General features: G+C 61.6%; 30 protein-coding genes and 1 other RNA gene. 27 read left to right on the top strand and 4 right to left on the bottom strand.

Annotated features, from left to right (window positions below; all coding sequences use genetic code 11):
* The first annotated feature begins 12 nt into the window (after window positions 1-12).
* From OOT43_RS12000 to OOT43_RS11880, 25 genes are all read left to right on the top strand, one after another.
* On the top strand, window positions 13-210 hold the full coding sequence (locus OOT43_RS12000) for a hypothetical protein (protein ID WP_266020821.1): 198 nt from the start codon (window positions 13-15) through the stop codon (window positions 208-210).
* The gene (locus tag OOT43_RS11995) at window positions 182-1,363 is read left to right on the top strand and encodes an AAA family ATPase (protein ID WP_266020820.1); all 1,182 of its coding nucleotides are present in this window, start codon (window positions 182-184) and stop codon (window positions 1,361-1,363) included. The genes OOT43_RS12000 and OOT43_RS11995 overlap by 29 nt, the downstream gene beginning before the upstream one ends.
* Window positions 1,360-1,596 carry a hypothetical protein gene (locus OOT43_RS11990; protein ID WP_266020819.1) on the top strand — a complete coding sequence of 79 codons (237 nt, stop codon included), beginning with the start codon at window positions 1,360-1,362 and terminating at the stop codon, window positions 1,594-1,596. Before OOT43_RS11995 ends, OOT43_RS11990 begins: the two co-directional genes overlap by 4 nt.
* 29 nt (window positions 1,597-1,625) lie before the next feature.
* Window positions 1,626-2,099 carry a hypothetical protein gene (locus OOT43_RS11985; protein WP_266020818.1) on the top strand — a complete coding sequence of 158 codons (474 nt, stop codon included), beginning with the start codon at window positions 1,626-1,628 and terminating at the stop codon, window positions 2,097-2,099.
* The gene (locus OOT43_RS11980; RefSeq protein WP_266020817.1) at window positions 2,096-2,386 is read left to right on the top strand and encodes a hypothetical protein; all 291 of its coding nucleotides are present in this window, start codon (window positions 2,096-2,098) and stop codon (window positions 2,384-2,386) included. Before OOT43_RS11985 ends, OOT43_RS11980 begins: the two co-directional genes overlap by 4 nt.
* Window positions 2,383-2,544: a hypothetical protein gene (locus OOT43_RS11975; RefSeq protein WP_266020815.1), complete on the top strand. Its 162-nt coding sequence runs from the start codon at window positions 2,383-2,385 to the stop codon at window positions 2,542-2,544. Before OOT43_RS11980 ends, OOT43_RS11975 begins: the two co-directional genes overlap by 4 nt.
* Before the next feature lie 10 nt (window positions 2,545-2,554).
* Window positions 2,555-3,175, top strand: coding sequence for a DUF3164 family protein (locus OOT43_RS11970; RefSeq protein ID WP_266020814.1), 621 nt, complete (start codon window positions 2,555-2,557; stop codon window positions 3,173-3,175).
* A gap of 18 nt (window positions 3,176-3,193) precedes the next feature.
* The gene (locus OOT43_RS11965; protein ID WP_266020813.1) at window positions 3,194-3,769 is read left to right on the top strand and encodes a hypothetical protein; all 576 of its coding nucleotides are present in this window, start codon (window positions 3,194-3,196) and stop codon (window positions 3,767-3,769) included.
* A 79-nt stretch (window positions 3,770-3,848) separates the two neighbouring features.
* Window positions 3,849-3,913: hammerhead ribozyme type II (locus OOT43_RS11960), an RNA gene on the top strand.
* A 112-nt stretch (window positions 3,914-4,025) separates the two neighbouring features.
* The gene (locus OOT43_RS11955) at window positions 4,026-4,643 is read left to right on the top strand and encodes a gp16 family protein (RefSeq protein WP_266020812.1); all 618 of its coding nucleotides are present in this window, start codon (window positions 4,026-4,028) and stop codon (window positions 4,641-4,643) included.
* On the top strand, window positions 4,640-5,053 hold the full coding sequence (locus tag OOT43_RS11950; protein ID WP_266020811.1) for a Mor transcription activator family protein: 414 nt from the start codon (window positions 4,640-4,642) through the stop codon (window positions 5,051-5,053). The genes OOT43_RS11955 and OOT43_RS11950 overlap by 4 nt, the downstream gene beginning before the upstream one ends.
* Before the next feature lie 60 nt (window positions 5,054-5,113).
* Window positions 5,114-5,479, top strand: coding sequence for a putative holin (locus tag OOT43_RS11945; RefSeq protein ID WP_266020810.1), 366 nt, complete (start codon window positions 5,114-5,116; stop codon window positions 5,477-5,479).
* Window positions 5,480-5,481: 2 nt separating this feature from the next.
* Entirely contained in the window at window positions 5,482-6,138 is a 657-nt protein-coding gene (locus tag OOT43_RS11940) for a transglycosylase SLT domain-containing protein (protein ID WP_266020809.1), read from the top strand.
* The gene (locus tag OOT43_RS11935; RefSeq protein ID WP_266020808.1) at window positions 6,128-6,646 is read left to right on the top strand and encodes a hypothetical protein; all 519 of its coding nucleotides are present in this window, start codon (window positions 6,128-6,130) and stop codon (window positions 6,644-6,646) included. The genes OOT43_RS11940 and OOT43_RS11935 overlap by 11 nt, the downstream gene beginning before the upstream one ends.
* Window positions 6,647-6,829: 183 nt before the next feature.
* The gene (locus OOT43_RS11930; RefSeq protein WP_266020807.1) at window positions 6,830-7,084 is read left to right on the top strand and encodes a TraR/DksA C4-type zinc finger protein; all 255 of its coding nucleotides are present in this window, start codon (window positions 6,830-6,832) and stop codon (window positions 7,082-7,084) included.
* Complete coding sequence (locus OOT43_RS11925; RefSeq protein WP_266020806.1) at window positions 7,081-7,473, top strand: hypothetical protein; 393 nt, start codon at window positions 7,081-7,083, stop codon at window positions 7,471-7,473. The genes OOT43_RS11930 and OOT43_RS11925 overlap by 4 nt, the downstream gene beginning before the upstream one ends.
* Window positions 7,460-7,771 (top strand): cytoplasmic protein, encoded by a 312-nt coding sequence (locus OOT43_RS11920; RefSeq protein ID WP_266020805.1) that lies wholly within the window; start codon window positions 7,460-7,462, stop codon window positions 7,769-7,771. Before OOT43_RS11925 ends, OOT43_RS11920 begins: the two co-directional genes overlap by 14 nt.
* Window positions 7,772-7,774: 3 nt before the next feature.
* Entirely contained in the window at window positions 7,775-8,344 is a 570-nt protein-coding gene (locus OOT43_RS11915) for a phage protein Gp27 family protein (protein WP_266020804.1), read from the top strand.
* The gene (locus tag OOT43_RS11910) at window positions 8,344-9,867 is read left to right on the top strand and encodes a terminase large subunit domain-containing protein (protein ID WP_266020803.1); all 1,524 of its coding nucleotides are present in this window, start codon (window positions 8,344-8,346) and stop codon (window positions 9,865-9,867) included. The genes OOT43_RS11915 and OOT43_RS11910 overlap by 1 nt, the downstream gene beginning before the upstream one ends.
* 1 nt (window position 9,868) lies before the next feature.
* Entirely contained in the window at window positions 9,869-11,452 is a 1,584-nt protein-coding gene (locus OOT43_RS11905; RefSeq protein ID WP_266020802.1) for a DUF935 domain-containing protein, read from the top strand.
* A 2-nt stretch (window positions 11,453-11,454) separates the two neighbouring features.
* On the top strand, window positions 11,455-11,745 hold the full coding sequence (locus OOT43_RS11900) for a hypothetical protein (protein ID WP_266020801.1): 291 nt from the start codon (window positions 11,455-11,457) through the stop codon (window positions 11,743-11,745).
* Window positions 11,742-13,076, top strand: a complete 1,335-nt coding sequence (locus tag OOT43_RS11895) for a BspA family leucine-rich repeat surface protein (RefSeq protein ID WP_266020800.1) — start codon at window positions 11,742-11,744, stop codon at window positions 13,074-13,076. Before OOT43_RS11900 ends, OOT43_RS11895 begins: the two co-directional genes overlap by 4 nt.
* Window positions 13,076-14,608 carry a phage head morphogenesis protein gene (locus tag OOT43_RS11890; RefSeq protein ID WP_266020799.1) on the top strand — a complete coding sequence of 511 codons (1,533 nt, stop codon included), beginning with the start codon at window positions 13,076-13,078 and terminating at the stop codon, window positions 14,606-14,608. The genes OOT43_RS11895 and OOT43_RS11890 overlap by 1 nt, the downstream gene beginning before the upstream one ends.
* Entirely contained in the window at window positions 14,605-14,901 is a 297-nt protein-coding gene (locus tag OOT43_RS11885) for a hypothetical protein (protein ID WP_266020798.1), read from the top strand. The genes OOT43_RS11890 and OOT43_RS11885 overlap by 4 nt, the downstream gene beginning before the upstream one ends.
* Window positions 14,901-15,437 carry a phage virion morphogenesis protein gene (locus OOT43_RS11880; protein WP_266020797.1) on the top strand — a complete coding sequence of 179 codons (537 nt, stop codon included), beginning with the start codon at window positions 14,901-14,903 and terminating at the stop codon, window positions 15,435-15,437. The genes OOT43_RS11885 and OOT43_RS11880 overlap by 1 nt, the downstream gene beginning before the upstream one ends.
* A 78-nt stretch (window positions 15,438-15,515) precedes the next feature.
* Here OOT43_RS11880 and OOT43_RS11875 read toward each other — a convergent pair whose 3' ends face one another.
* On the bottom strand, window positions 15,516-16,064 hold the full coding sequence (locus OOT43_RS11875) for a hypothetical protein (protein ID WP_266020796.1): 549 nt from the start codon (window positions 16,062-16,064) through the stop codon (window positions 15,516-15,518).
* A 478-nt stretch (window positions 16,065-16,542) separates the two neighbouring features.
* On the opposite strand from OOT43_RS11875, the gene OOT43_RS11870 reads away from it, so the two are divergent.
* Together OOT43_RS11870 and arfB are read left to right on the top strand one after the other, a co-directional pair.
* On the top strand, window positions 16,543-18,135 hold the full coding sequence (locus OOT43_RS11870) for an ABC-F family ATPase (RefSeq protein ID WP_266020795.1): 1,593 nt from the start codon (window positions 16,543-16,545) through the stop codon (window positions 18,133-18,135).
* A gap of 14 nt (window positions 18,136-18,149) precedes the next feature.
* Entirely contained in the window at window positions 18,150-18,569 is a 420-nt protein-coding gene (gene arfB / locus OOT43_RS11865) for an alternative ribosome rescue aminoacyl-tRNA hydrolase ArfB (RefSeq protein WP_266020794.1), read from the top strand.
* Window positions 18,570-18,758: 189 nt separating this feature from the next.
* Here arfB and OOT43_RS11860 read toward each other — a convergent pair whose 3' ends face one another.
* The 3 genes from OOT43_RS11860 to OOT43_RS11850 are packed head-to-tail and all read right to left on the bottom strand — an operon-like array spanning window position 18,759 to window position 21,244.
* A complete protein-coding gene (locus OOT43_RS11860; protein WP_266020793.1) occupies window positions 18,759-19,286 on the bottom strand; it encodes a hypothetical protein in 528 nt (175 codons plus the stop codon).
* Between the two features lie 26 nt (window positions 19,287-19,312).
* On the bottom strand, window positions 19,313-19,600 hold the full coding sequence (locus OOT43_RS11855) for a hypothetical protein (RefSeq protein WP_266020792.1): 288 nt from the start codon (window positions 19,598-19,600) through the stop codon (window positions 19,313-19,315).
* A complete protein-coding gene (locus OOT43_RS11850; RefSeq protein ID WP_266020791.1) occupies window positions 19,601-21,244 on the bottom strand; it encodes an ATP-binding protein in 1,644 nt (547 codons plus the stop codon).
* Between the last annotated feature and the right edge of the window lie 67 nt (window positions 21,245-21,311).

Raw genomic sequence — 21,311 nt, 5'->3', positions numbered from 1 at the left:
GGAGACACAACGATGGATGATGAAGGCGAGATCAAAGACGAAATGAAGGCCGCGATGTTTACGCTCGCTCAGCACATGCCGGAGCTGTGCGCCATCAGCGTGTGGCGTATCAATGGGGTGACCTGCATTGAAATCGTCTGCGAAGGCGAGGTGAAGCGGGTGCAGTACATGAGGGGACGCGATGCTGAAACTCAAGCGCGCACTCATTGAGGCCGGCATCGCCCAAGCCGCACTGGCGCGGGATTGTGGGGTCAGCCCCGCCACGATCGCCCAGATCGTAAACCACGATCAGTGGCCGAAAAATGCCCTGATGCTGGAAAAAGGAATCCTGCATGCGTTGCAGGATCGCGGGCTGAGCGTCGACGAATCGATATTTAGAGTGGCTGATGAGTGCTGCAACACCCATCAGCCGGATAGCAATGGGCAATCGCCCACAACGGAGAATGAGATGTTAACAGAACCCGAGTGGCTGTCACCAGCGGCCAAACGCCATTTCAAGCTGGCCCGCGATCCGTTCCATGACGATGTGAACGAGGTGGACGACATTTATCTGGGCGAGTCGCATGCGTTCGCGCTAGCGGCCATGCGCGATGCCCTGCGAGGACAGCGGTTCGTGGCCGTCGTCGGCGAGTCCGGCGCGGGCAAGTCCACGGCGAAAGATTTTTTCATTGAATCGATGAGGGAGGAACAGGTGACGGTGATCACCCCCTACGTCACCGATATCGACGACGTCGAAACTCGCGGGCGGATATTCAAGAGCACCCAAATCCATGAGGCGATTCTGCGCACGCTGGCCCCGAGACAGTCGGTGCCGAGAACGCCTGAAGCGCGCCAGCACCGCTCACTGGAATTGCTGTTATCCAATCGGCGCGCCGGATTCCTGAACCTGCTGCTCATTGAAGAGGCGCATGCCCTGACGGTTCCCGTGCTCAAACATCTAAAGCGGTTCTGGGAAAACAAAGATGGGCTGCAACGGCTGCTCGGCATCGTGCTGATCGGCCAGCCCGAGCTGTTGGCCAAACTGGATATCCGGCTGCAATGGGATGCCCGCGAGGCCATCCAGCGCATCGAGCGTGCACAACTGCTGCCCATCGACGCAACGGGCGAGCTGGAGGGCTATTTGCGGCTGAAGTGCGAACGGGCGCTGCGGCCATTCGAGCAGCTCTGCGAGCCGGATGTTCCGGATGCGATCCGCCAGGTCCTAGTCGGAAAGCGAAAGGATGGTCGCGGCGGATTCTCGGAAATCTCCTATTGCTATCCGCTGGCGGTCAACAACCTGATGACAAAAACCATGAATTTCTGCGCGCGCATCGGTATTCCCAAGGTCGGTGGGGAGCAAATCCGGAAAGTAATGGGGGCATGACCATGATCCGCATCTATCACTATCCACGCCTGGGCCAGTATGGCTGGAAGTCCGTCATCAAGGTCGGCGACCAGGTTAGGGAAATCCTCATCGTAGGCACCTGGTTCCGTGCCGAGCAGCTCGCGGAAACCGCGGAGAAGGAAATGCGCGAGGCAAAGCGGCCGGTCAATACCGTGGCCGCTGCCCAAGCCAAGCAACGCCAGGCGCGCAGGCTGGCATGGGGGCGCGCTTGAAATTGGCCTGCCCCAGCTGTGGCGCATTGATGAGCCTGGACGTGGTGGTGGCCCACGACGGCGCGCGGGAGGCGGTGCAGATCGCGCTGCAGCTGCCGGCGCCGATGGGGAAGCTGCTGATCCAGTACATCACCCTGTTCCGTCCAGCTCAGCGCCAGCTCACGCTGGATCGACTGGCCAGCCTGCTCGGCGAGCTGCTGCCGTTGATCCAGTCCGGACAGATTACCCGGGACGGGCGGATCTGGGCGGTACCGGCGGAGGTCTGGCCGGCGGCGCTGCAGGAAATTCTCGACCGCGACCGCGCCAAGCCCTTTACCCGGCCGTTGAAATCGCACGGCTATCTGCTGGAAATCCTGGTCGGCAAGGCGAGTAAAGCGGAAGCCCGATCGGAAGTGCTCACGGAAGAGCGGCGGCGCAACGGTGGGAGCGGCTCCGCCGCGAAACGCCAGGGCATGGCGGACGTGGCCGGGCATTTGAGCAATCTGAAAGGAGCATTGAAATGAATCTACACACGTCAGTGCCGTGGTCAGTCTGCACCGGCAAAATTGAAACAAGTCTTAATAAAGGGCGCCTGATCCAGGCGGTTTGGGCGGGGAATGATGTCGTGGCTATCTGCGAAAACCAGGCAAACGCGACGTTGATCGCGGCAGTACCGCAGATGCTGGGCGCTCTACGCACTGTGTACGCCTACCTGGAGGACCCTCATCCATCAGACGCATTTGAACTGGACCACATCATCGCTCTGCTGCGCAACACCATCGACCAAGCAACAGGGGAACTGTCCGAATGAAAACCATCGTATTCGCCGGCATGGCGATGATCTTCCTGTTTGGACTCGGTACCGGGCTGTTTCTCGGTGCGGTGCTGGACATCAACCTGGTTGGCCGGGCCGAGCGGAAAGCACAGGCGAGGCACCCGGCCACCGATGACATCAACCTGGGTATTTAGGAGGTACGACATGGCTACTGCAGAGCAAATCCACGGCGGCTTTTGGCGCGACGCCGAAGGCCGGCTGATCCCGGAAAACCTGATCAAACCCATCGACAAGGAGCGTGAAGCATTGGTGACCGCCTTGACCGCTGCCGCTAAGGAAATGTCCGAGGCCCTGGCGCGATTCAAGTCCAAAGCCTTCGCCGACATCGGCGCCTTCGTCGAACTGAGCGCCGAACAGTACGGCGTCAAGCTCGGCGGCAAGAAGGGCAACGTCACCCTCATGTCGTTCGACGGACGCTACAAGGTCATTCGACAGATTCAGGAACACTTGGTGTTCGACGAACGCCTGCAAGCCGCCAAGGCGTTGATCGACGAATGCATACAGGCCTGGACCGAAGGCAGCCGGGACGAGATCAAGGCCTTGATCAACGATGCCTTCCAGGTGAACAAGGAGGGCAAGATCAACACCGGCCGGGTGCTCGGCCTCAAGCGTCTGGACATCCGCGACGAGCGCTGGCAGCGGGCGATGCAGGCCATCGCTGACAGCGTCCAAGTGGCCGGCAGCAAGCCCTATTTCCGCGTCTACGAGCGCGTCGGCGACACCGATCAGTACCAGGCGATCAGCCTGGACATTGCCGGCGCATAAATCAACAGGAGAAACAGAATGCTGATCCAAGCCACGATCACCGGAACCACACCGCTGCTCATGAACCGATTCACCGAGGAGGCCGAGCGCAAGGTCTCTTCTGGCACCTCTGCCGTATCTATTGGCACCAAGGGCACGCCGCGGGAGCAGGCCGATCCCAAGGTTTACCGCGATGACAAGGGCGGACTCTATATTCCAGGCCCAAACCTTTTCGCGGCGCTGATCGCAGCGGGAACCTTCCACAAGGTGGGCAAAAGCAAGGTGACGACCACCAAAACCTCGTTGGTTCCGGCTGGCCTAGCAGTTGAAGAAATCGCCCTCCCGCTAGGCACCAAGGAGTTCGAGGTGGACTCCCGATCTGTAGTCATTCCCTCGACCGGTGGCCGGGTGATGTGTCACAGACCGCGGCTGGACCAGTGGCACGTGAGTTTCACCCTGTCGGTGGATACCGATATTTTCTCGCCTCAGTTCGTCCGGCTCCTGGTGGACGATGCCGGTAAGAAGATCGGACTCGGCGATTTCCGGCCGGCCCGTAAGGGGCCGTTCGGACGATTTGTCGTGACCAAGTGGCAGGAGACGAAGGAGAAGAAATAAAGCCGCGCTTTGAGCTCTTTTGCAAGGTATTGAAATCCTGTGCCGCGTATTGTCCGGCTCGGCAAGGTAAAGCGATGCAAGGTGAAACCACCCGAAAGGGTGGTCGTCCAGGCTGGCGACCTGGGCCTGATGAGCTAGCCAGTAACGGGGCGGGGCGAAGCATAGCGTGGGGAGGCATTGTCCGGCCGCGCTCGGTTAGCCACTGCATTGTATTGTTAAGTCTGGCGCTGTGTTCCAAGGCAAACCAAGGATTCTTATGAATAATCATGACCACGAGAAACAACGCCTGATCAAGTTGATCCACGTCGGCAAGCGGGATTTGAAACTGGGCGACGACGTTTACCGTCTACTGCTGAAGTCGGCCACCGGGAAAATGTCGACAACGGCCATGACCGTGCCGGAGCTGGAAAAAGCCCTGGAGGCGATGAAGTCCAAGGGGTTCAAGGTTCAGCACAAGACGCGCCCTCACCCCAACCCCTCTCCCAAAGGGAGAGGGGCAACAAGCCGGCCCGTGGACCAGTCTGCCATGGTCAGCAAACTCCGGGCGCTGTGGCTGGACCTGCATGCGCTGGGCGTGGTGCGTGATCCCAACGAGTCCGCGCTGGCGTCATGGGCCTCGAACAGCCGCAGCCCGAACGTGACCGCAGCCCTGCAGCTGCTGGACTACGACCAGCTCGAGCGGGCGATTGAGCGGGCGAAGCAATGGCGCGCCCGATACCTACTGGGTGGGGAGCTGTATTGCCCGGCGTGCGGCGTCCGTACCGCCATGAGTTTGAGGTTAACCCGGCAATATCCCGGCGTCTGCTGCGGCGTTTGCGATGCAAATCCGGAGCTGGTTTGGCGCCGTAAGGACGGAGGCATGCAGGCGGCATGACCCCACCCATCGACCTCCCCGGCGTCCTCTCCGACATCGCCCGCATCGCCGGTTTCCCGGCGGCGCTGGCGATTGCGGAGCGCTGGGGCGGTACGCGGCTGTATGTGCCGATGGCCGATAAACTGGAATCCGATCATCCGCTGGTGGAGGTGGTCGGCATTGACGCGGCGCGCGCCATCGCCGAGTATTTGGGTGGCGACCGGCCAGAAATCGCGAAGGCCGACCGGTACATGACGCTGTGCCGCAATGTGCTGATCCGCACCGAGCGCGCACAGGGTTACAGCCAGGCCGCCCTGGCGCTGCGGCATCATCTCAGCGAGCGCCAGATCCGCAACATCCTCGGTGAGGCCGAGGAATTCTCCCCCAACATCGATCTGTTCGAATCCTGCGGCGGAAACGTTTCCGCCTGAGCCGATTGCCGGCGCTCCTTTACTCTGCGGTTGAAGTCGACAACCCGGAGTACTCCAACCATGTTTCGCATGTTCTGGACACTGGCTGTGTCCATTCTGCTGCTCTTAGCTATTGCCTACCTGGCGCCTCAGCAACTCGAAGTGTCCCTGTACAAGGTCTCTCTGGTGACCATTGCCGCCGTGGCCGGTTACTGGATCGATCGGGAGCTGTTCCCGTACAGCCGGCCCGATACGTTCATCGTCGTCGACGAGCCGGAACCCGAGGCGGACAAGGTTAAGCCTGCCGATCCGCCCGGAACCGATGGCGTACTCGTTTCGTCCATCCCGCTGACGTGGAGTGCGTTCGATCTGCTTTTTGCCGCCGCTCAACTACGCCGAGCGATCATCGTCGGCTGTGCGATGCTGGCCATCGGCCTGGGTGCCTGACGATGCGCTGGCGCTGCGAGTTCCGCACAGCCTGCGTGTTCAATCTGCTGCTGGTGCTGGCCCTGGTAGGCTGCATTCCGGAGCCGGTACAGGCGGCGGATGCGATACCGCACGCCGCGGCGCGCTACCGAGGTGATCTGACCCGCAATGCCCGGCTGATCTGGGGCCTGGAGGCCCCGGTGGCGACCTTAGCCGGGCAGATTCACCAGGAGAGCGCCTGGCGCGCCACGGCGCAGTCAAAATACGCCGCGGGCCTGGCTCAGTTCACCCCGGATACGGCGAAATGGATTTGCGGCGCCTACCCCTCCCTAGGGGATATGGGCTGCGATCGGATGGCGCCGGCCTGGGCCATCCGTGCCCTGGTGACCTACGACCTGCACCTGTTCGACAGAATAGACGCCGCCAATGCCTGCGAACGCATGGCCATGGCGCTGTCCGCCTATAACGGAGGACTCGGCTGGCTCAACCGCGACAAACGTTTGGCGTCGGCAAAGGGAGCCGATGAGCTGAGTTGGTTTGGCGAGGTCGAACGCTTCAATGCCGGCCGAGCGGACTGGGCGTTCACCGAGAACCGCGGCTACCCACGGGCCATACTGCGCCGGTGGGAGCCGCTATACCAGGCTGCGGGCTGGGGCATCGGGGTTTGCGATGCCGATTAGTCTGCTGCTGCCGATCGCAGCGTTTTTGCTCGGAGGGCTGGCTGGCGCTGCCGGCGGCTATCGCTACGCCGACGCTCAGGGCACCGCGGCACTGGCCGAGTTGGAACGGCAAATCGCCTTGCGGAATTTCCAAGCCGAAGCGGCGCTGCGCAACGAGCTGGAGGCCGCCCACGAGCGCGGCAACCGCCTGGCGGGCGACCTGGCCCGCACCAAATCCCGCGTCACGGTTCGCACTGTCGAGGTGATCCGCCATGTTCCCGATGTTACGTCCGGCCAGCGTTGTCTCGGCCCTGATGCTGTGCGCCTGCTCAACGGCGCCCTCGTTGCCGCCGGTGACGGTGCTGGCCTGCCCGAAACCGCCGGCGGAATTGTTGATCCGCCCCGATCCGCTGCCGCCTCTGACCGCGACGTTGCCGGCTGGATCGCCACCGCCGCCGGCCGATACCGGGCCTGCACCGCCCAGCTCAACGCGCTGATCGATTGGCACAGCCAGTCTCCCGACGAATGAAATGGCGCACCTGCCCACCACCCCAGCCGCAGCCGTGGCGATCCTGGTTCGCCTGGTATCCCGTACAAACGGACATCGGCCATTGGGTATGGCTGGAATGGGTCGAACGGCAACGGTTCTTCCCCTACATGCACACGCGGTTCGGGGCATTTTGGCAGTACCGCGGACCCGATAGGAGCACTCATGGACGCCGCTGACATTGCGGAAGAGCGCATCGAGCAAGAGCTCGATCTGAACCGGCGCGCTGCGCTGGACATGATGAAGCCGGACATGCCGCAGATCGTGGTCGCCGGCGAAGACGGTGCGCCGACGATCATTTGCTATGACTGCGAGGAGCCGATTCCACAGGGTCAGCTCGATGCCTATCCGACGGCGATTCGCTGTATGGACTGCCAGGTTGAGCACGAGCGCTATCTGGCAGCGGAGGCGCGGCGATGATCTCGATCGATATCTGGGCGCTGCTGACGATGGCCGTCGGACTGCTGGGTAGCATTTTCGGCGCGGCGTTTACCGCCGGCAAGATCGTCGCCGGGCTCTATGAAAAACGCCAGGATGAACGATTCAAGGCCCAGGAAAAAGCCAGGGAAGAGACGCGCCGGCACTGGGATCAGAAGTTCGCGGCATTGGAACAGGCAGCCAATCGGGATACCGAGCAGTGGCGAAACGTTGAACGCGAACTGCTACAGCTCAAAGCTGACCTGCCTGAAAAATATGTGCGGCACGAGGACTACGTCCGAGGGCAGTCGACGATCGAAATGAAGATCGACCGAGTGGCGCTGAAAATCGAAAACCTGCAGCTGAGGACACAAATGCATGAGCAACCCTGACATGGAAAAAGCTCGCCGCGAATTCATTCGCTGGAGCATTTTGCTGACGCTCAACAACGGCCGCCCGGTCGCATGCCATGAATCCGTGTTGCTCAGCGTGATGCAAACCGTCTATTCGGATGCGACGGCTATCGAGACCCGCCGCGAACTGGGCTATCTCGAAGGGCGCGACCTGGTAAGGATTACCCGTTCCCCGTCCGGGCCATGGCGCGCCGAATTGACACGCCACGGGGTCGACATCGCCGAGTACACCATCGACTGCGAGCCAGGCATTGCCCGGCCTGTGAAGTATTGGTGAGCCATGCCTAGGCCCGCCCGCCTGGACGAATTGAGCCCGGAGGCTCGCGCCGAACTGGATCGGCAGATCGTCGCCCGGAACTTCAAAGACTACGCCGTGCTCGTCGAATGGATCCGCGAGCAGGGCTGGTTTCTGACCGACGAGGAACCGGGCATCTCCGTCATCCATCGCCACGGCGCAAAATTGAAACGCCGGCTGGAAGCCGTCAAGGCCAGCACCCAAGCGGCCCGGATGATCGCGGAGGCCGCGCCGGACGATGCCGATCTACGCTCGGCGGCGGTGATATCGATGGTGCAGTCGGAGCTGTTCGAACTGCTGCTGAACCTGCAGGAGGCGGACGCGGAGGACGACCCGGCAACCCGGGTGGAGCTCATGGCCAAGGCCGCGCGGGGGGTTGCGGATTTAAGCCGGGCAAGCGTAAGCCAGAAGAAATGGAAGACCGAGGTCGAGGCGAGAATTCGCGCAGAGGAACGCGCTGGCGCTGAACAAGCTGCAGCGGCGGCGGCGACTAAGGCGGGCGTTTCGGCCGAGGGAATCGCGGCGATCCGCGCGGCCATCGCGGCGAGGATGTGATGGATTCGTCGCTGTTGCTGGATTACCAACTGCGCTGGATCCATGACTATTCCCCCGTCAAGATCATTGAAAAGTCGCGCCGGATCGGCCTGTCCTACGGGGAGGCGGCAGACTCGGTGCTGCACGCCGCCGCCGCCGACGGCGGCAATGTCTATTACATCTCCTTCGACAAGGAGATGACCCAAGGCTTCATCTCCGACTGCGCGGACTGGGCCAAGCGCTTCGAAGCGGGGGCTGGCGCCATCGGGGAGGAAGTGTTTCCGGACCCGAAGAATCCGGACAAGTCCATCTGCAAGTTCACTCTGGACTTCGCCAGCGGTAAGGAGATCCACGCCTTTAGTTCCAATCCCCGCAATCTGCGCTCCAAGGGCCGCCCGAAAGATCGCCTGGTGATCGATGAGGCGGCCTTCGTGGACGATCTGGCGGAGCTGCTCAAGGCGGCCATGGCCATGACGATGTGGGGCGGTCAGATCCACATCATCAGCACCCACAACGGCGAAGAGAACCCGTTCAACGAGCTGATCAACGATATCCGCGCCGGCCGCTACGACTACAGCCTGCACCGGGTGACCCTGGACGATGCGCTGGCCGATGGGCTTTATCGGCGCATCTGCCAGGTGTCAGAACAGGCCTGGACCCCGGAGAAAGAGGCCGCCTGGCGCGAATCGCTCGTGAAGCGCTACCGCCCGAACGAGGACGAGGAGCTGTTCTGCGTGCCCGCGTTCGGCGGGGGCGCTTATCTAGCGCGGGTGCTAATCGAAGCCTGCATGATAGATGCCCCGTTGCTGCGATTTTCCGGCGATCGCCAGTTCAACGAAGCCCCGGAGCCGCAGCGGCGGCGGATCATGGCGGACTGGATCGGCGACGAGCTGGTGCCGGCGTTCGCGTTGCTGAACAAGGGCCATCGCCACGCCTGCGGCATGGACTTCGCGCGCAAGGGTGACATGTCGGACATCGTGCCCATGGAGATAGGCGAGAAGCTGAACCGGAGGGTGCCATTCATAGTGGAAATGCACAACGTGCCGCACAAGCAGCAGGAGCAGGTTCTATTTGCGGTGTGCGATACGCTCCCCAGGTTCGGTGCGCTGGCAATCGACGCCGGCGGCAACGGCTCCTACATCGGCGAGGCAGCCGTGGACCGCTATGGTTCGCGAGTGGAGGCACTGCAGCTCACGGAGGCGTTCTATCGGGAGAACATGCCGCGATACAAGGCGCTATTCGAGGACCGGCTGATCTCCCTGCCGATGCACGACGACGTTGTGGAAGATCATCGGGCGATCCGCTTGGTGCGCGGCGTGCCGCGAGTACCCGAGGGAAAGACCGATAAAAAGGGCCAACGCCATGGCGACAGCGCGGTAGCGGGTTGTTTGGCTTATTACGCAAGCCGTATGGATGTCGGACCGATCGACTTCCAATCCATCGGCGGCCGTCGTGCCGTGATCGACGCCGGTGAAAACGAGCTGGCCCTCACCGACCGCGGCTTCGGCACCGTGTCTGGCTTGGCCGACTTCGAGGGGTATTGAGATGGGCTTCTGGGACTTCATCGCTCGAGCCGCCGCACCATTCGACTCCGCTCACGGCAGGCCCTTGCCGCCCTTCGCCGAACTGGCGGAGACCGCTGGCCCGGAATTCGACGAAATTGCGACCACGCACGACGGCCGCGACGTCACCCGCGGCTACATCCACCCCGACATGATCCTGCCGTCCTCGGACGAAATCCTGCAGGCCAAGGGCGGGGACCTGAAGGTCTACGCAGAAGTGCTGCGCGATGACCAGGTGCAGACCTCGTTCGGCCAGCGCCGCAGTGCCGTGACCTCCGCCGAATGGGACGTCGAACCCGGCGGCACCAAGCGGATCGACAAGCAGGCCGCCGAGTTCATCAAGGCCCAGCTCGAGCACATCGGCTGGGACCAGCGCACCGACAAGATGCTGTACGGGGTGTTCTACGGCTGGGCGGTGGCCGAGTGCCTGTGGGCGCGCGACGGTGCCCAGCTCGTACTGGATGGGATGAAGGTGCGCAACCGGCGCCGGTTCGTCTTCGACGGCGACTTCCGCCTGCGGTTGCTGACCGGCAGCAACGCTCAGGGTGAGCTGATGCCCGAGCGCAAGTTCTGGGTATTCGCCACCGGCGCCGACCATGACGACGAACCCTACGGCCTGGGGCTGGGACACTGGCTGTATTGGCCGACCTTCTTCAAAAAGAACGACATCAAGTTCTGGCTGATCTTCCTCGAGAAGTTCGGCATGCCCACCGGCAAGGGGACCTATCAGCCCGGCGCCACCGATGAGGAAAAACGTAGACTTCTGTCCGCACTGCGGGCGATCCAGCGCGACTCGGGCGTCATCATCCCGGAAGGCATGTCCATAGAACTGATCGAGGCTGCCCGTTCGGGCACCGCCGACTACACCGCACTGTACGACCGCATGAACGCCTCGATCAGCAAGGTGGTGCTGGGCCACACCGGCAGCACCGACGCGACGCCAGGCCGGCTGGGCGGAGAGAGCAATGCCGCCGACGTCCGCCGCGACCTGGTCAAGGCCGATGCCGATCTGGTCTGTGAATCGGCAAACCGGTCCTTCATCCGCTGGCTGGTCGACTGGAACTACCCCGGCGCGGCCTATCCAAAGGTTTGGCGCGACGTCGAGGAACCAGAAGACCTGAAGGCCCGTTCCGAGCGCGACAAGAACCTGTTCGACATCGGTTTCAAGCCGACCCTGAAAGAGGTTAAGGAAACCTATGGCGGGGAGTGGGAGGAAGTGAAGCCTGAGCTGCCACCGGACACCGGCAGCTTGCCGGCGCTGCCTGCGCCAGCGTCGGACCCGGCTCAGGCGGATTTGGCCGAGGTCGATCCCGCCCCCGACGTGGTCGACCAATACGTCGAGCGCCTGGGCAAAGAGGCCGAGCCGCTGATCGAAAAAGGGCTGCTTGACCCGATCCGCACGGCGCTCGACAAGGCCATTGCCGAAGGCCAGACGCTGTCTGAATTCGCGGAGTTATTGCCGGGTCTGTATGCCGATATGGATGCCCGCGATTTCGCGGAGTTCATGGCGCAGGGGATGTTTGCGGCTGGCATGGCGGGACGGTACGAACTTCAGCAAGGGGAATGAACATGGGACAGCAGATCAACGACAGCGGTGTCTTTTCCGGGCAGAAGATCGTTGACGTTTCCGGCGTCAATCCGCCGGTCACAGTCGCGCTCTATCCCGGACCCGGCAACACATCGCGCTGGGAATATTCGGCAACCCCCGGTGCCGCCGGCAACCCGGCTGCAGCGAAGTGGTGGCCCGGTTCCGGGGATGTCACCGGCCCCACTATCGATACCATCGAAGGTGCGTGTCACGCGATCCGGTTTATCCGCGTATCCGGCAGCGACGCCGACGAATTCGAGGTGACGGCATGAATCTACTCGGCGGCGGCTTGCTCGGCAGTCAGCGCAGAAGCGCTGGATCGGCCGTCGCGTCGTGGGCCAGGCATCCGGACTGGCTGCCGTTGCCGGCTATTGGACCCGCGGAGGAGAAGTTTATCGGGTTGTTCGGTGTCACCGACGACTCAGCCAATTTCGTTGCCCTGCTCGCTCAAGGTGACTACACGGTGGACTGGGGCGACGGCACGGTCGAGAACCACGATTCGTTCACGGTCGCATCCCATCAATACGACTATGCGTCGGTCCCTGCAAATACGCTGTCAAGCCGTGGCTACAAACAGGTCATCATCACGGTGGCGCCTCGTGATTGGACGACCCTGAGCCGAGTAGAACTTCAGCGCCGGCACCCGTCGATGACGCAGAACTACGCCCCGCTGTGGCTCGACATTGCCGTGGGATCGCCGAACTTAGTGTGGATGAAACTTGGCGGCTGGGACTTGAGTCTCCAGTTCGTCGAGCGCGTCAAAATCGTATCGGTTGGCAACGTCACCAGCACGGATTCGCTCTACAACTCAATGACCGCGTTGGAGGTAGTGAGCGACTTTGATACATCCCAGGTAACCGACGCCAGCTACATGTATCGGTCCTGCGACAGGATCAAGACTGTTCCTGCCCACAACCTGATGAACTGTTTGACTTTCACATCAATTTTCGAGAATTGTTCCTGCCTGGAGTTTGCCCCGGCAATCAATACGGCGATGGGACAGAACTTCTCCCGGTTCTACTACAACTGCAAGGCGCTCCGTGAAGCTCCGGCGCTCAACACCGCGAACGGCACGAACTTCAACGAGATGCACCGCAACAACCACGCTCTCCTCGATATCCCGGCCTACGACCTGACAAACGCGCAAACGGCACGCTACATGTTTTCGGCGTGCAACTCGGTAAAGCTCTGTCCAGATTTCAATACGCCGGCGCTTGTAGACACCGAGGCCATGTTCGACAACCTGCACAATCTTCAGTTCGGCCCCATGCTTGACTTGAGTCAGTCTACGAACTGCAAGCTGCTGCTCAACAACGGCTACTCGTTGACGCATGTTCCCGCCTACGATTTCTCGTCCAGCAACGATAATTCGTTTGCGTTCAACGGCTGCACGTCGATTTCGAAGGTTGAGGCAACGGGAGCAAAATCGAGTATTGAGTTGAAGAACATGCGACTCGGGGCAGCCGAGCTGAATCTCATCTTCGCCGGTTTGGCGGCCGGGGTGACCGGGCAGACGATCGACATCACGGGCAATTTCGGGACGTCCGATCCGGCCTGTGACCGCTCGATCGCAACGCTCAAGGGCTGGACCGTCGTCGGCTGATGTCCGCCCAGTACGGCTCCCTGCCATTCGACGAGGCGATCCGGTTCTTCCGCGGGAAGGACCTGGTCCCAACCGACCGCTGGGCGGACGTCTGGAAGGCAGAGCACGATGTCGGCTTCATGGTGGCCGGCGCTGCCAAGGCGGACCTGCTGGCCGACCTGCATGGGGCTGTGCTCAAGGGGGTGGCCAAGGGTACGACGCTGGCGGAATTCCGGAAGGATTTCGATACGATCGTGGCCCGTCATGGCTGGACAGGCTGGAAGGGGGAATCATCCGATGCCGGCAGGGCTTGGCGCACCCGGCTGATCTACGACACCAATCTGCGCACTTCCTACCAGGCCGGCCGCTGGGCGCAGGTGCAGGCGGGCAAGCAGTGGCGGCCGTACCTGGAATACAAGCACTCCGATCTGTCCGCCCATCCGCGCCCGCTGCACAAATCCTGGGACGGGCTGGTGGTCGCGGTCGACGACCCCTGGGTGCAAACCCATTGGCCGCCCAACGGCTGGGGCTGCAAGTGCCGGATGTTCGCACTGTCCGAGCGGGATCTGCGGCGGATGGAAAAATCCGGACCGGATACCCCGCCCGACGATGGCAGCTACGACTGGACGGACAAGGTGACTGGCGAAATGCACCGGGTGCCGAACGGCATCGATCCCGGCTGGGACTACGCGCCGGGCGCTTCGCGCACGGATTTGATGCGCAAGGAGATCGAGCGGAAGGTGGCGAAACTGCCAAAAGAGATTGGCAAGTCATTGAAGGCCGAAACGGAGCAGCCCCCACCCCCATGGCGCTTTCTCAGCAAGGACGAACTGGATCTGGAGACCGTCAAGACGCTGGGCCAAGAGCGGTTGGACCAATGGTTGGGCAAATCGCTGGGATCTGGAACGATTGCCGGCGTCCTGGATGCGCCTTGGGAGGCCGTAGCTCCCTCGGCGGGCCAGATCCGCGCGATTCTGTTCGAGGACCTCAATACCCGACAGAGCCTCGGCGGAGTTCGTCCAGCGACTTGGAACCGCTCGGGGCAAGGCCTGCAAGTACTCGTGCGGGCGGCAAGTCGGTTCCCCGACGGATGGGTTTCAGCCGCGAACAGTGTTCCGCTTCGGGTTCAGATGGCCAAAAGCCGAGGCTACTACTCGTGGAAACAGTGGAATTCCGCCGAGCGTCGGTTCGAAGCCTTCATCCGCACCGACGCCAGCAGTACTGCGGAGCATGAATATACGCACCACCTGCAACGCACGATGCCGGAGCTGGATGCCATCTTTCAGGCGGAGCATCGGCGCAGGACCGCCAACGACCCTTCCGAAATCCTGTTCGCCTGGGCCAAGAGCGAGCGTGGACGGCCCGATCAGTATGTGCATCGCTACCAGGGGCGGGAGTACGAGGGACACAACGCGCTTGAGGTCATGACCATGGCGTTCCAGGGCCTCTTGGGTACGGACAAATTCGCGGATGAATTGCTGGCAAAGATGCTAATATTCGATCGCGAGATGCTCAAAGTGGCACTCGGTCTGTTGTTCCATTTCCGGCCATGAAACTCGACCTGACCTTGTCTCATCATCTGGCCGGTGAATCGCTGTCGTTTTCCTGGGATAGCGACACCGGTACCTTGACTGGCCCCGATGCCGATCGGGCGCGCCGGATGGTCGAGCGCGCCGACGGCAAAGTCACGCTACCCGCATGGCCCGAGATGGACGCCCCCGATCCGCTCCACAATTCCGCCTCGTTTGCCCTGATCTTTGCCAGCTATGGGTATCACTTGCCCCCCGAGCTGGAAATCCTTTTGCCGGAGCTCACGGACGATCTGCCCACCGACGCGGTGGCCTGATGGCTGGCGCGTTCATTGAAGTCGATGACCAAAACGCCAGGAAGGCTTTGGCGGAACTCACGCGCCTGATCGGCAATCCGGAGCCAGCGCTCCATGACATCGGCGCATATCTGGAGCGGTCCCACGACGAGCGTTTTGCCGCGGGGGAAGCGCCGGATGGCTCGAAGTGGGCGCCTTTGTCAGAGTCCTATCGGGCCATCAAGCCGCAACACCGGGACAAGGTGCTGGTGCTCGAGGGGCATCTGCGCAATTCCCTTCACTACCAGATCGAGGACGATGGCCTGCTGTTCGGTACCGACAGAATCTACGGGGCTGTTCATCAGTTCGGTGCGGAGATGGGCGAGTTCGGAAGGTACTACCAGCTGTCGCGTTTGAAGTACGACAAGAACGACTTCAGGCGCCATGCCGGCTCAAAGAAAGGACATCCGATTCCCTGGGGCGATATCCCAGCGAGGCCGTTTGTCGGCTTGTCCGATGCCGACCGGGAAGAGATCGCCTCGATTCTTGAGGAGCACATTCAGGCCGCGATCGGCTGATTTGCGTTGTTGCGTCGTGTGAAACGTTTTTTCGTTTTGACGTTCCGTTTCTTCCTTCTTCATCCCTGTTCTTCCCGTTTATCTCACACATTCCCGTTCATTTATCTCACTCCCCTTCACATAGGCGCCCGCCGGGCCGGACATCCCGACCAGTGGCACGCTGTCGTTCAGCGTGGGCTGGAGAAGCCGGTCGTAATGTATCCTGATGACGCGGGCATCCGCGGCCAGCGCTTCGAGTTCCGCCTGATCGACGTTGACGGCGAATATCGGGCTGATCTCGAAATTTCGCAACGCCCGCGCAAAGCCCCGTCCGTCCATCGGATGATCCGGGTTGCCGAAAAGAGATGAGACGATCGCGTCCCGGCCGTCTTTGATCGAGGCCTTATAGGTTTCCAGGCCGGCGCCTGAGGGGGTGAGCCGACTGGCGGTGGCGGGTCGCCGGAATTCCACGAGAACCCTCGAAAATCCGTGCTGGCCGATCTCGGCGAGTATCTCGCTCGATGCATCGGATTTCGCCGCGAATGCGGCATCGGTTGCCGCCTGGGCGGGCCAGGCCGGCAGGCTGAGGCAGCACCAGAGCAAAGGCCGGAGCAGGGGTGTTTTCAATCGCGGCGATTCCGGTTTCATGAGCGTGCTTTCCCCTGATGTTCGACAGAAATGTGGCTGGTCCGTGGCAACCGGGTTTTACGGTGCCAATGCCGCCCTGGTTCGTTCCGGGCGCTCCTCGGGTTCCAGAGTGTTATCGTTAAACGCGGGCGGATGGCATCCGTCGTCAGCCAACGAATCGGTAGCGTCCGCCCACATCCAGAGCTTTGGATATCCGTACCATCTGCCGTCAATGCTGTGGATTTTTTTGTTTTTAGATCATTGTGCCAATCCTTTCAAGGTGCCCACCGCCGGCAGGAGTTTTCCGGCTGCGGCTGCGGACGCATTCATCTGCAAGGGCGCAAGGGGACGCCGCTGGGAGTGATCGCCGGAAATTCCACCGTTTTCTGCCGGATACAGGCATAATTTCCCATATCCACGCTTCACCCTTTCTTGGCCGGCCGGTTCATCTCGCGTCGGCGGAATTCCATTCATCCAATTACTCTTCCTGGTAAGCATTTTGATCTCTACAGCCAATGTCACCATGCAGTTCGGCGTCAAGCCGCTGTTCGAAAACGTCTCCGTCAAGTTCGGCGAAGGCAACCGCTACGGTCTGATCGGGGCCAACGGCTGCGGCAAGTCGACCTTCATGAAAATCCTCGGCGGCGATCTGGAGCCGACCGCCGGCAATGTTTCGCTCGATCTCAACGAGCGCCTGGGCAAGCTGCGCCAGGACCAGTTCGCCTTCGAGGACCAGCGGGTGCTGGACGTCGTGATGATGGGGCACACCGAGATGTGGGCGGCGATGTCCGAGCGCGACGCCATCTATGCCAATCCCGAGGCGACCGAGGACGACTACATGCGGGCGGCGGAACTGGAGGCCACGTTCGCCGAGTACGACGGCTATACCGCCGAGTCGCGTGCCGGCGAGTTGTTGCTGGGCGTGGGTATTCCTGTCGAGCAGCACAACGGCCCGATGAGCGCCGTGGCGCCGGGCTGGAAGCTGCGCGTGTTGCTGGCTCAGGCGCTGTTTTCCAACCCGGACATCCTGCTGCTGGACGAGCCCACCAACAACCTGGACATCAATACCATCCGCTGGCTGGAAAACGTGCTGAACGAGCGCAACAGCACCATGATCATCATCTCGCATGACCGCCACTTCCTGAACAGCGTCTGCACCCACGTGGCGGACATGGACTACGGCGAGCTGCGCGTCTACCCCGGCAATTACGACGATTACATGATCGCTTCCACTCAGGTGCGCGAGCGCCTGCTGGCCGACAACGCCAAGAAAAAGGCCCAGATCGCCGAGCTGCAAACCTTCGTCAGCCGCTTCTCGGCCAATGCTTCCAAGGCCAAGCAGGCCACTTCGCGCGCCAAGCAGATCGAGAAGATCAAGCTGGAAGACATCAAGCCGTCGAGCCGGGTCAACCCCTTCATCCGCTTCAACCAGGACAAGAAGCTGTACCGCCTGGCGCTGGAGGTGAAGGAACTGAGCCAGGGCTACGGTGGGGATCCACTGTTCAGCGGGCTCGGCATGATGGTCGAGGTCGGCGAGCGGGTGGCGGTGATCGGCCCCAACGGCATCGGCAAGAGCACCCTGTTGCGCACACTGGTGGGCGAACTGGCGCCGATGGAGGGGGCGGTGAAATGGTCGGAGAACGTCAATCTCGGCTATTTCGCCCAGGACCATGCCGCCGATTTCGCCGAGGACATGAATTTGTTCGAATGGATGTCGCAATGGAAGCGCGAAGGCGACGACGAGCAGACGGTGCGCGGCACCCTCGGCCGGCTGTTGTTCTCGGCGGACGAAATCAAGAAATCGGTCAAGGTGCTGTCGGGTGGCGAGCAGGGCCGCATGCTGTTCGGCAAGCTGATATTGCAGCAGGCCAATGTCATGGTACTGGACGAGCCGACCAACCACCTCGACATGGAGTCCATCGAGTCGCTGAACACAGCGCTGGAAAACTACCCCGGCACATTGATCTTCGTCAGCCACGACCGTGAGTTCGTGTCGTCCCTGGCGACCCGCATCATCGAGCTGACGCCGCAGGGCGTAGTCAACTACAGCGGGACCTACGAGGAATACCTGCAGTCGCAGGGCGTGGAATAGGCGAGCGGCGTGCGGTGGAACGGCTGAGAGTCAACGCCCAGGTTTCGATCCCGCTGGATGAGATCGAAATCAGCTTCGTCCGTTCCCAAGGGGCCGGCGGACAGAACGTCAACAAGCTGGCCACCGCGGCGCATCTGCGCTTCGACATCGCCGCATCGTCCCTGCCGGAAACCTGCAAGACGCGGCTGCTGGATTACCGCGACCGGCGGATTTCGGCGGAAGGGATCATCGTCATCAAGGCCCAGCGCTTCCGCACCCAGGAAAAGAACCGCGAAGATGCGTTGGCCCGCCTGCGCGAACTGATCCTGGCGGCGACGGCGCAGAGCAAGCCTCGCAAGGCGACCCGGCCGACTTTGGGTTCGCAGAAAAAGCGCCTGGAAAACAAGTCCAAGCACGGACAGCTCAAGAAACTGCGCGGCGGCATTGGCGATTAGTTCGGCGAATCCGGGTGTTGAAATACGGCCTCGTCATTCCGTCATGGATTGGCACCGGACCGCAGGGTGCCTGGTAGGGCCGCCCGGCATGAATCCAGACGCAGGTGAGTAAGCGGACCTCGCCATCCTTGGTTTCCCGTAGACAACTCAGGGTACCGTTAGGTTTCGGCCTTTTGCGGTACAGCCAGTTCATCGCGACCCGCCATCGAATCGGTACTCAGCGAGGAGATAGTCCATGTCGTCACCGACGCCATAGCCGAAGTTGTTGCTGATCTGACGCACTGCATCCAAGCGTGCCGTCATCGCCGGCCGTCGATCCATGGGCAACGCATCGATGGCCTTCAACGCCTGCTCGAACATCCGCACCAGGGCATCGAAGTAGCCCTCGTCCTGCAGGCCGATGTCGTCGCTGAATCCGGCAGCGCGCTCGCAGTAGTACACCATCAGCTCGGCCAGACACTCCGGCTGGCCGATGGCCTTCTTGTAGTCCGAGATCGCCTTCTTGGCCTTGGCGACGGAGGTGTCCTGGTTCTTGAACATATCCGGCCACAGCCAGCGGTCGATGGTGGCCTTGTAGGGCTTGAGCTCGTCGTCACCGAGAGCGAAGCGGGCGTGCAGAAAAGCTTGGTTGTCCTTGCTGGCGGCGTACAGATTCTGGATCACGCCGATCAGACCGGTGCGGTCGAAGTCGCCCACTCTTGCCTTGACTTCTGTCAAACTCGGCTGCGTTTTCTTGTCCGTGCTCAAACGCTGAGTCCTTCCTGCGCAGGTTGAGAGAACACCCGATTGAGCAGATCCTCCGTGGAGGAGCCGCCGTATCGATCCGCCAGCACATTGCGCAGCTTCATCAGGCGGGCATTGGCCGTGTCTACGAGGGAACCGAATGTCGCAGCACGAACCTGCCCATACTTTCGATTCCCGTCGCCAACCTCTTTCTCGCGGGCAACTCCAGCTGCCACCTTTTGCCCGACGACCCACGCGAAAATGAAAGGGGCGCCCGACATCGCACCGGACGAAGCAATGTCCTGCACCTAACCATCCGCCTGGTTAACTTCCTTGCGTGTCAATTCGAACCCTCCCTTCTTCAACTCAATCACCAGCACGTACTGAATTTGCGTCAGCGTTGGATCAGTGGGATCGAATGACTCGATGCCCGTCATCTGCCACGTTGTCTTTTCGGGCAAGACGACAATGTCGGGACGATGACGCTCATTGATGAACTGAGCCTCCATGCTCCTGAAGAGCTCACGCGCCACGGTTTGCAGCGTCACGTTCGAGCAGTATTCCTGCGACTCGAATTCGGGACCGAACAGCCACCGCGAGCGCAGGATCAGCGGGTGCAAGGTGTGCAACTCGTCGGTGTGCGGATCATCGGCCAAGCGACGAATGGTTTCGATCACGCTGATCCGACTGTCGATTTCGTCGAGGACGCGCAGTGCATCCTTGACCGTCCATTCGGTCAGCAACCGGTCCAGGCCATCGACATCGTCGGGCGGCAGTGAAGAGAGCTTCTGCAGCAATGCCGCGCCGCTCTTGGTCTTTTCGAGATGGATGACCGCCTTGACGGCCGTGGCGAGAAAGTCCGGCGAGATCGTCGGGTGCGCCTGCGCCACGATCTTGGTGAACTCCACAACCTCCAGCCGCGCCCCCTGACCCAAGGTCGCCAGTTCTGAACGGTTCTGCGTCAGTGCATCCTCCGAAGCGGCTTCGACGACCTCAGCCGCGAGATCCTGCGCAACCTTGACAATGTGCTGGGCGGTTGCCCGGTACAAGTTACGGACGGCATCCGTTGAACGAAAGGCGGTCCAGTCCTGCTCGACGTCTGCCTCGTAACCCTGGGTGTCGACGATCACCTTGTAGCGTCGCGCAAAGCGTGTGCGGCCGTCGAAGTTGGCGATCTGCCCAACAGCCCACGAGGGCGAGCCGACCAGCCTGCGCTGCACCCAGAAGGCGATCCCCTGATGTACGGACGAGTGATTCATGCGCGTCGAGTCGATTACGATCACCGTGGCGCTGCGGCCCGCCCCGAGGTCCAGTGTTTCCTCACTTACCCGCCCCTCGATCTCGGTAAACGGGCGTTGGACGCCGTTGACCCTGATCTCGAATTCGGGGTCGTGGACGAAGCGCGCGGCCAGGACGGTCAGGATTTCATCGGCATCGGGCAGCTTGCGCGACACGTGCACCGAAAGGCGGGTGCCACTGCCGTCGCGCTTTCCCGGCGTTTCGCTACGCAACACGAAAGGGCTGGGTCCCGATTCAGTGCCGACCACGAAGGTCGCCACGGAGCCGTCGCGCCACGTCTGCACCTCATACTCGTCGGCAAAACAGAGCAAGCCGTGCCGACCAACCCCGTTGCGGCCATAGGCCCTACGGGGGCGCGTGCAACGTCCGGTTGGAAACTCGACGTTGTAGCCTTGGTGCTTCAGGCGGTCGTAGCGCAGCGTCATCCAGCGTTTCTTGAACTGCGCCGACGTCATACCATGCCCGTCGTCCGTCACGGTCAGCGTGCCGCCGATCTCGCTGGGCAGGATCAGATCGACCCGCGCGGCACCGGCATCCCAGGCATTGGCGACCAGTTCCGTCAAGGCGACTTGCGGCACATGGGCTACCTGCCCAAGTTCCCGCAGCAGGTAGTCGTCCTCAAACAGCGAGTTCTGTAGCGGCTGATCAGGCATGTGCGGGCACTCCATCTCGCATTGACTCCCCCTTCATCGTCGCCCTTAGCCAGTCGATCAAAATCGT

Source organism: Methylococcus mesophilus (assembly GCF_026247885.1).
Lineage (GTDB): Bacteria > Pseudomonadota > Gammaproteobacteria > Methylococcales > Methylococcaceae > Methylococcus > Methylococcus mesophilus.
This window is presented reverse-complemented; position numbering and strand designations above follow the sequence as displayed.

Excerpts from the sequence above, each read along its gene's own strand:
- OOT43_RS11925 (WP_266020806.1), top strand. The coding sequence starts at position 7,081 with ATGATCTCGATCGATATCTGGGCGCTGCTGACGATGGCCGTCGGACTG.
- OOT43_RS11875 (WP_266020796.1), bottom strand. The coding sequence starts at position 16,064 with ATGAAACCGGAATCGCCGCGATTGAAAACACCCCTGCTCCGGCCTTTG.
- OOT43_RS11885 (WP_266020798.1), top strand. The coding sequence starts at position 14,605 with ATGAAACTCGACCTGACCTTGTCTCATCATCTGGCCGGTGAATCGCTG.
- OOT43_RS11990 (WP_266020819.1), top strand. The coding sequence starts at position 1,360 with ATGACCATGATCCGCATCTATCACTATCCACGCCTGGGCCAGTATGGC.
- OOT43_RS11915 (WP_266020804.1), top strand. The coding sequence starts at position 7,775 with ATGCCTAGGCCCGCCCGCCTGGACGAATTGAGCCCGGAGGCTCGCGCC.
- OOT43_RS11955 (WP_266020812.1), top strand. The coding sequence starts at position 4,026 with ATGAATAATCATGACCACGAGAAACAACGCCTGATCAAGTTGATCCAC.
- OOT43_RS11850 (WP_266020791.1), bottom strand. The coding sequence starts at position 21,244 with ATGCCTGATCAGCCGCTACAGAACTCGCTGTTTGAGGACGACTACCTG.
- OOT43_RS11970 (WP_266020814.1), top strand. The coding sequence starts at position 2,555 with ATGGCTACTGCAGAGCAAATCCACGGCGGCTTTTGGCGCGACGCCGAA.
- OOT43_RS11945 (WP_266020810.1), top strand. The coding sequence starts at position 5,114 with ATGTTTCGCATGTTCTGGACACTGGCTGTGTCCATTCTGCTGCTCTTA.
- OOT43_RS11880 (WP_266020797.1), top strand. The coding sequence starts at position 14,901 with ATGGCTGGCGCGTTCATTGAAGTCGATGACCAAAACGCCAGGAAGGCT.
- OOT43_RS11920 (WP_266020805.1), top strand. The coding sequence starts at position 7,460 with ATGAGCAACCCTGACATGGAAAAAGCTCGCCGCGAATTCATTCGCTGG.
- OOT43_RS11995 (WP_266020820.1), top strand. The coding sequence starts at position 182 with ATGCTGAAACTCAAGCGCGCACTCATTGAGGCCGGCATCGCCCAAGCC.
- OOT43_RS11905 (WP_266020802.1), top strand. The coding sequence starts at position 9,869 with ATGGGCTTCTGGGACTTCATCGCTCGAGCCGCCGCACCATTCGACTCC.
- OOT43_RS11890 (WP_266020799.1), top strand. The coding sequence starts at position 13,076 with ATGTCCGCCCAGTACGGCTCCCTGCCATTCGACGAGGCGATCCGGTTC.
- OOT43_RS11965 (WP_266020813.1), top strand. The coding sequence starts at position 3,194 with ATGCTGATCCAAGCCACGATCACCGGAACCACACCGCTGCTCATGAAC.
- OOT43_RS11975 (WP_266020815.1), top strand. The coding sequence starts at position 2,383 with ATGAAAACCATCGTATTCGCCGGCATGGCGATGATCTTCCTGTTTGGA.
- OOT43_RS11910 (WP_266020803.1), top strand. The coding sequence starts at position 8,344 with ATGGATTCGTCGCTGTTGCTGGATTACCAACTGCGCTGGATCCATGAC.
- OOT43_RS11900 (WP_266020801.1), top strand. The coding sequence starts at position 11,455 with ATGGGACAGCAGATCAACGACAGCGGTGTCTTTTCCGGGCAGAAGATC.
- OOT43_RS11895 (WP_266020800.1), top strand. The coding sequence starts at position 11,742 with ATGAATCTACTCGGCGGCGGCTTGCTCGGCAGTCAGCGCAGAAGCGCT.
- OOT43_RS11980 (WP_266020817.1), top strand. The coding sequence starts at position 2,096 with ATGAATCTACACACGTCAGTGCCGTGGTCAGTCTGCACCGGCAAAATT.
- OOT43_RS11985 (WP_266020818.1), top strand. The coding sequence starts at position 1,626 with ATGAGCCTGGACGTGGTGGTGGCCCACGACGGCGCGCGGGAGGCGGTG.
- OOT43_RS11940 (WP_266020809.1), top strand. The coding sequence starts at position 5,482 with ATGCGCTGGCGCTGCGAGTTCCGCACAGCCTGCGTGTTCAATCTGCTG.
- OOT43_RS12000 (WP_266020821.1), top strand. The coding sequence starts at position 13 with ATGGATGATGAAGGCGAGATCAAAGACGAAATGAAGGCCGCGATGTTT.
- OOT43_RS11950 (WP_266020811.1), top strand. The coding sequence starts at position 4,640 with ATGACCCCACCCATCGACCTCCCCGGCGTCCTCTCCGACATCGCCCGC.
- OOT43_RS11935 (WP_266020808.1), top strand. The coding sequence starts at position 6,128 with ATGCCGATTAGTCTGCTGCTGCCGATCGCAGCGTTTTTGCTCGGAGGG.
- OOT43_RS11930 (WP_266020807.1), top strand. The coding sequence starts at position 6,830 with ATGGACGCCGCTGACATTGCGGAAGAGCGCATCGAGCAAGAGCTCGAT.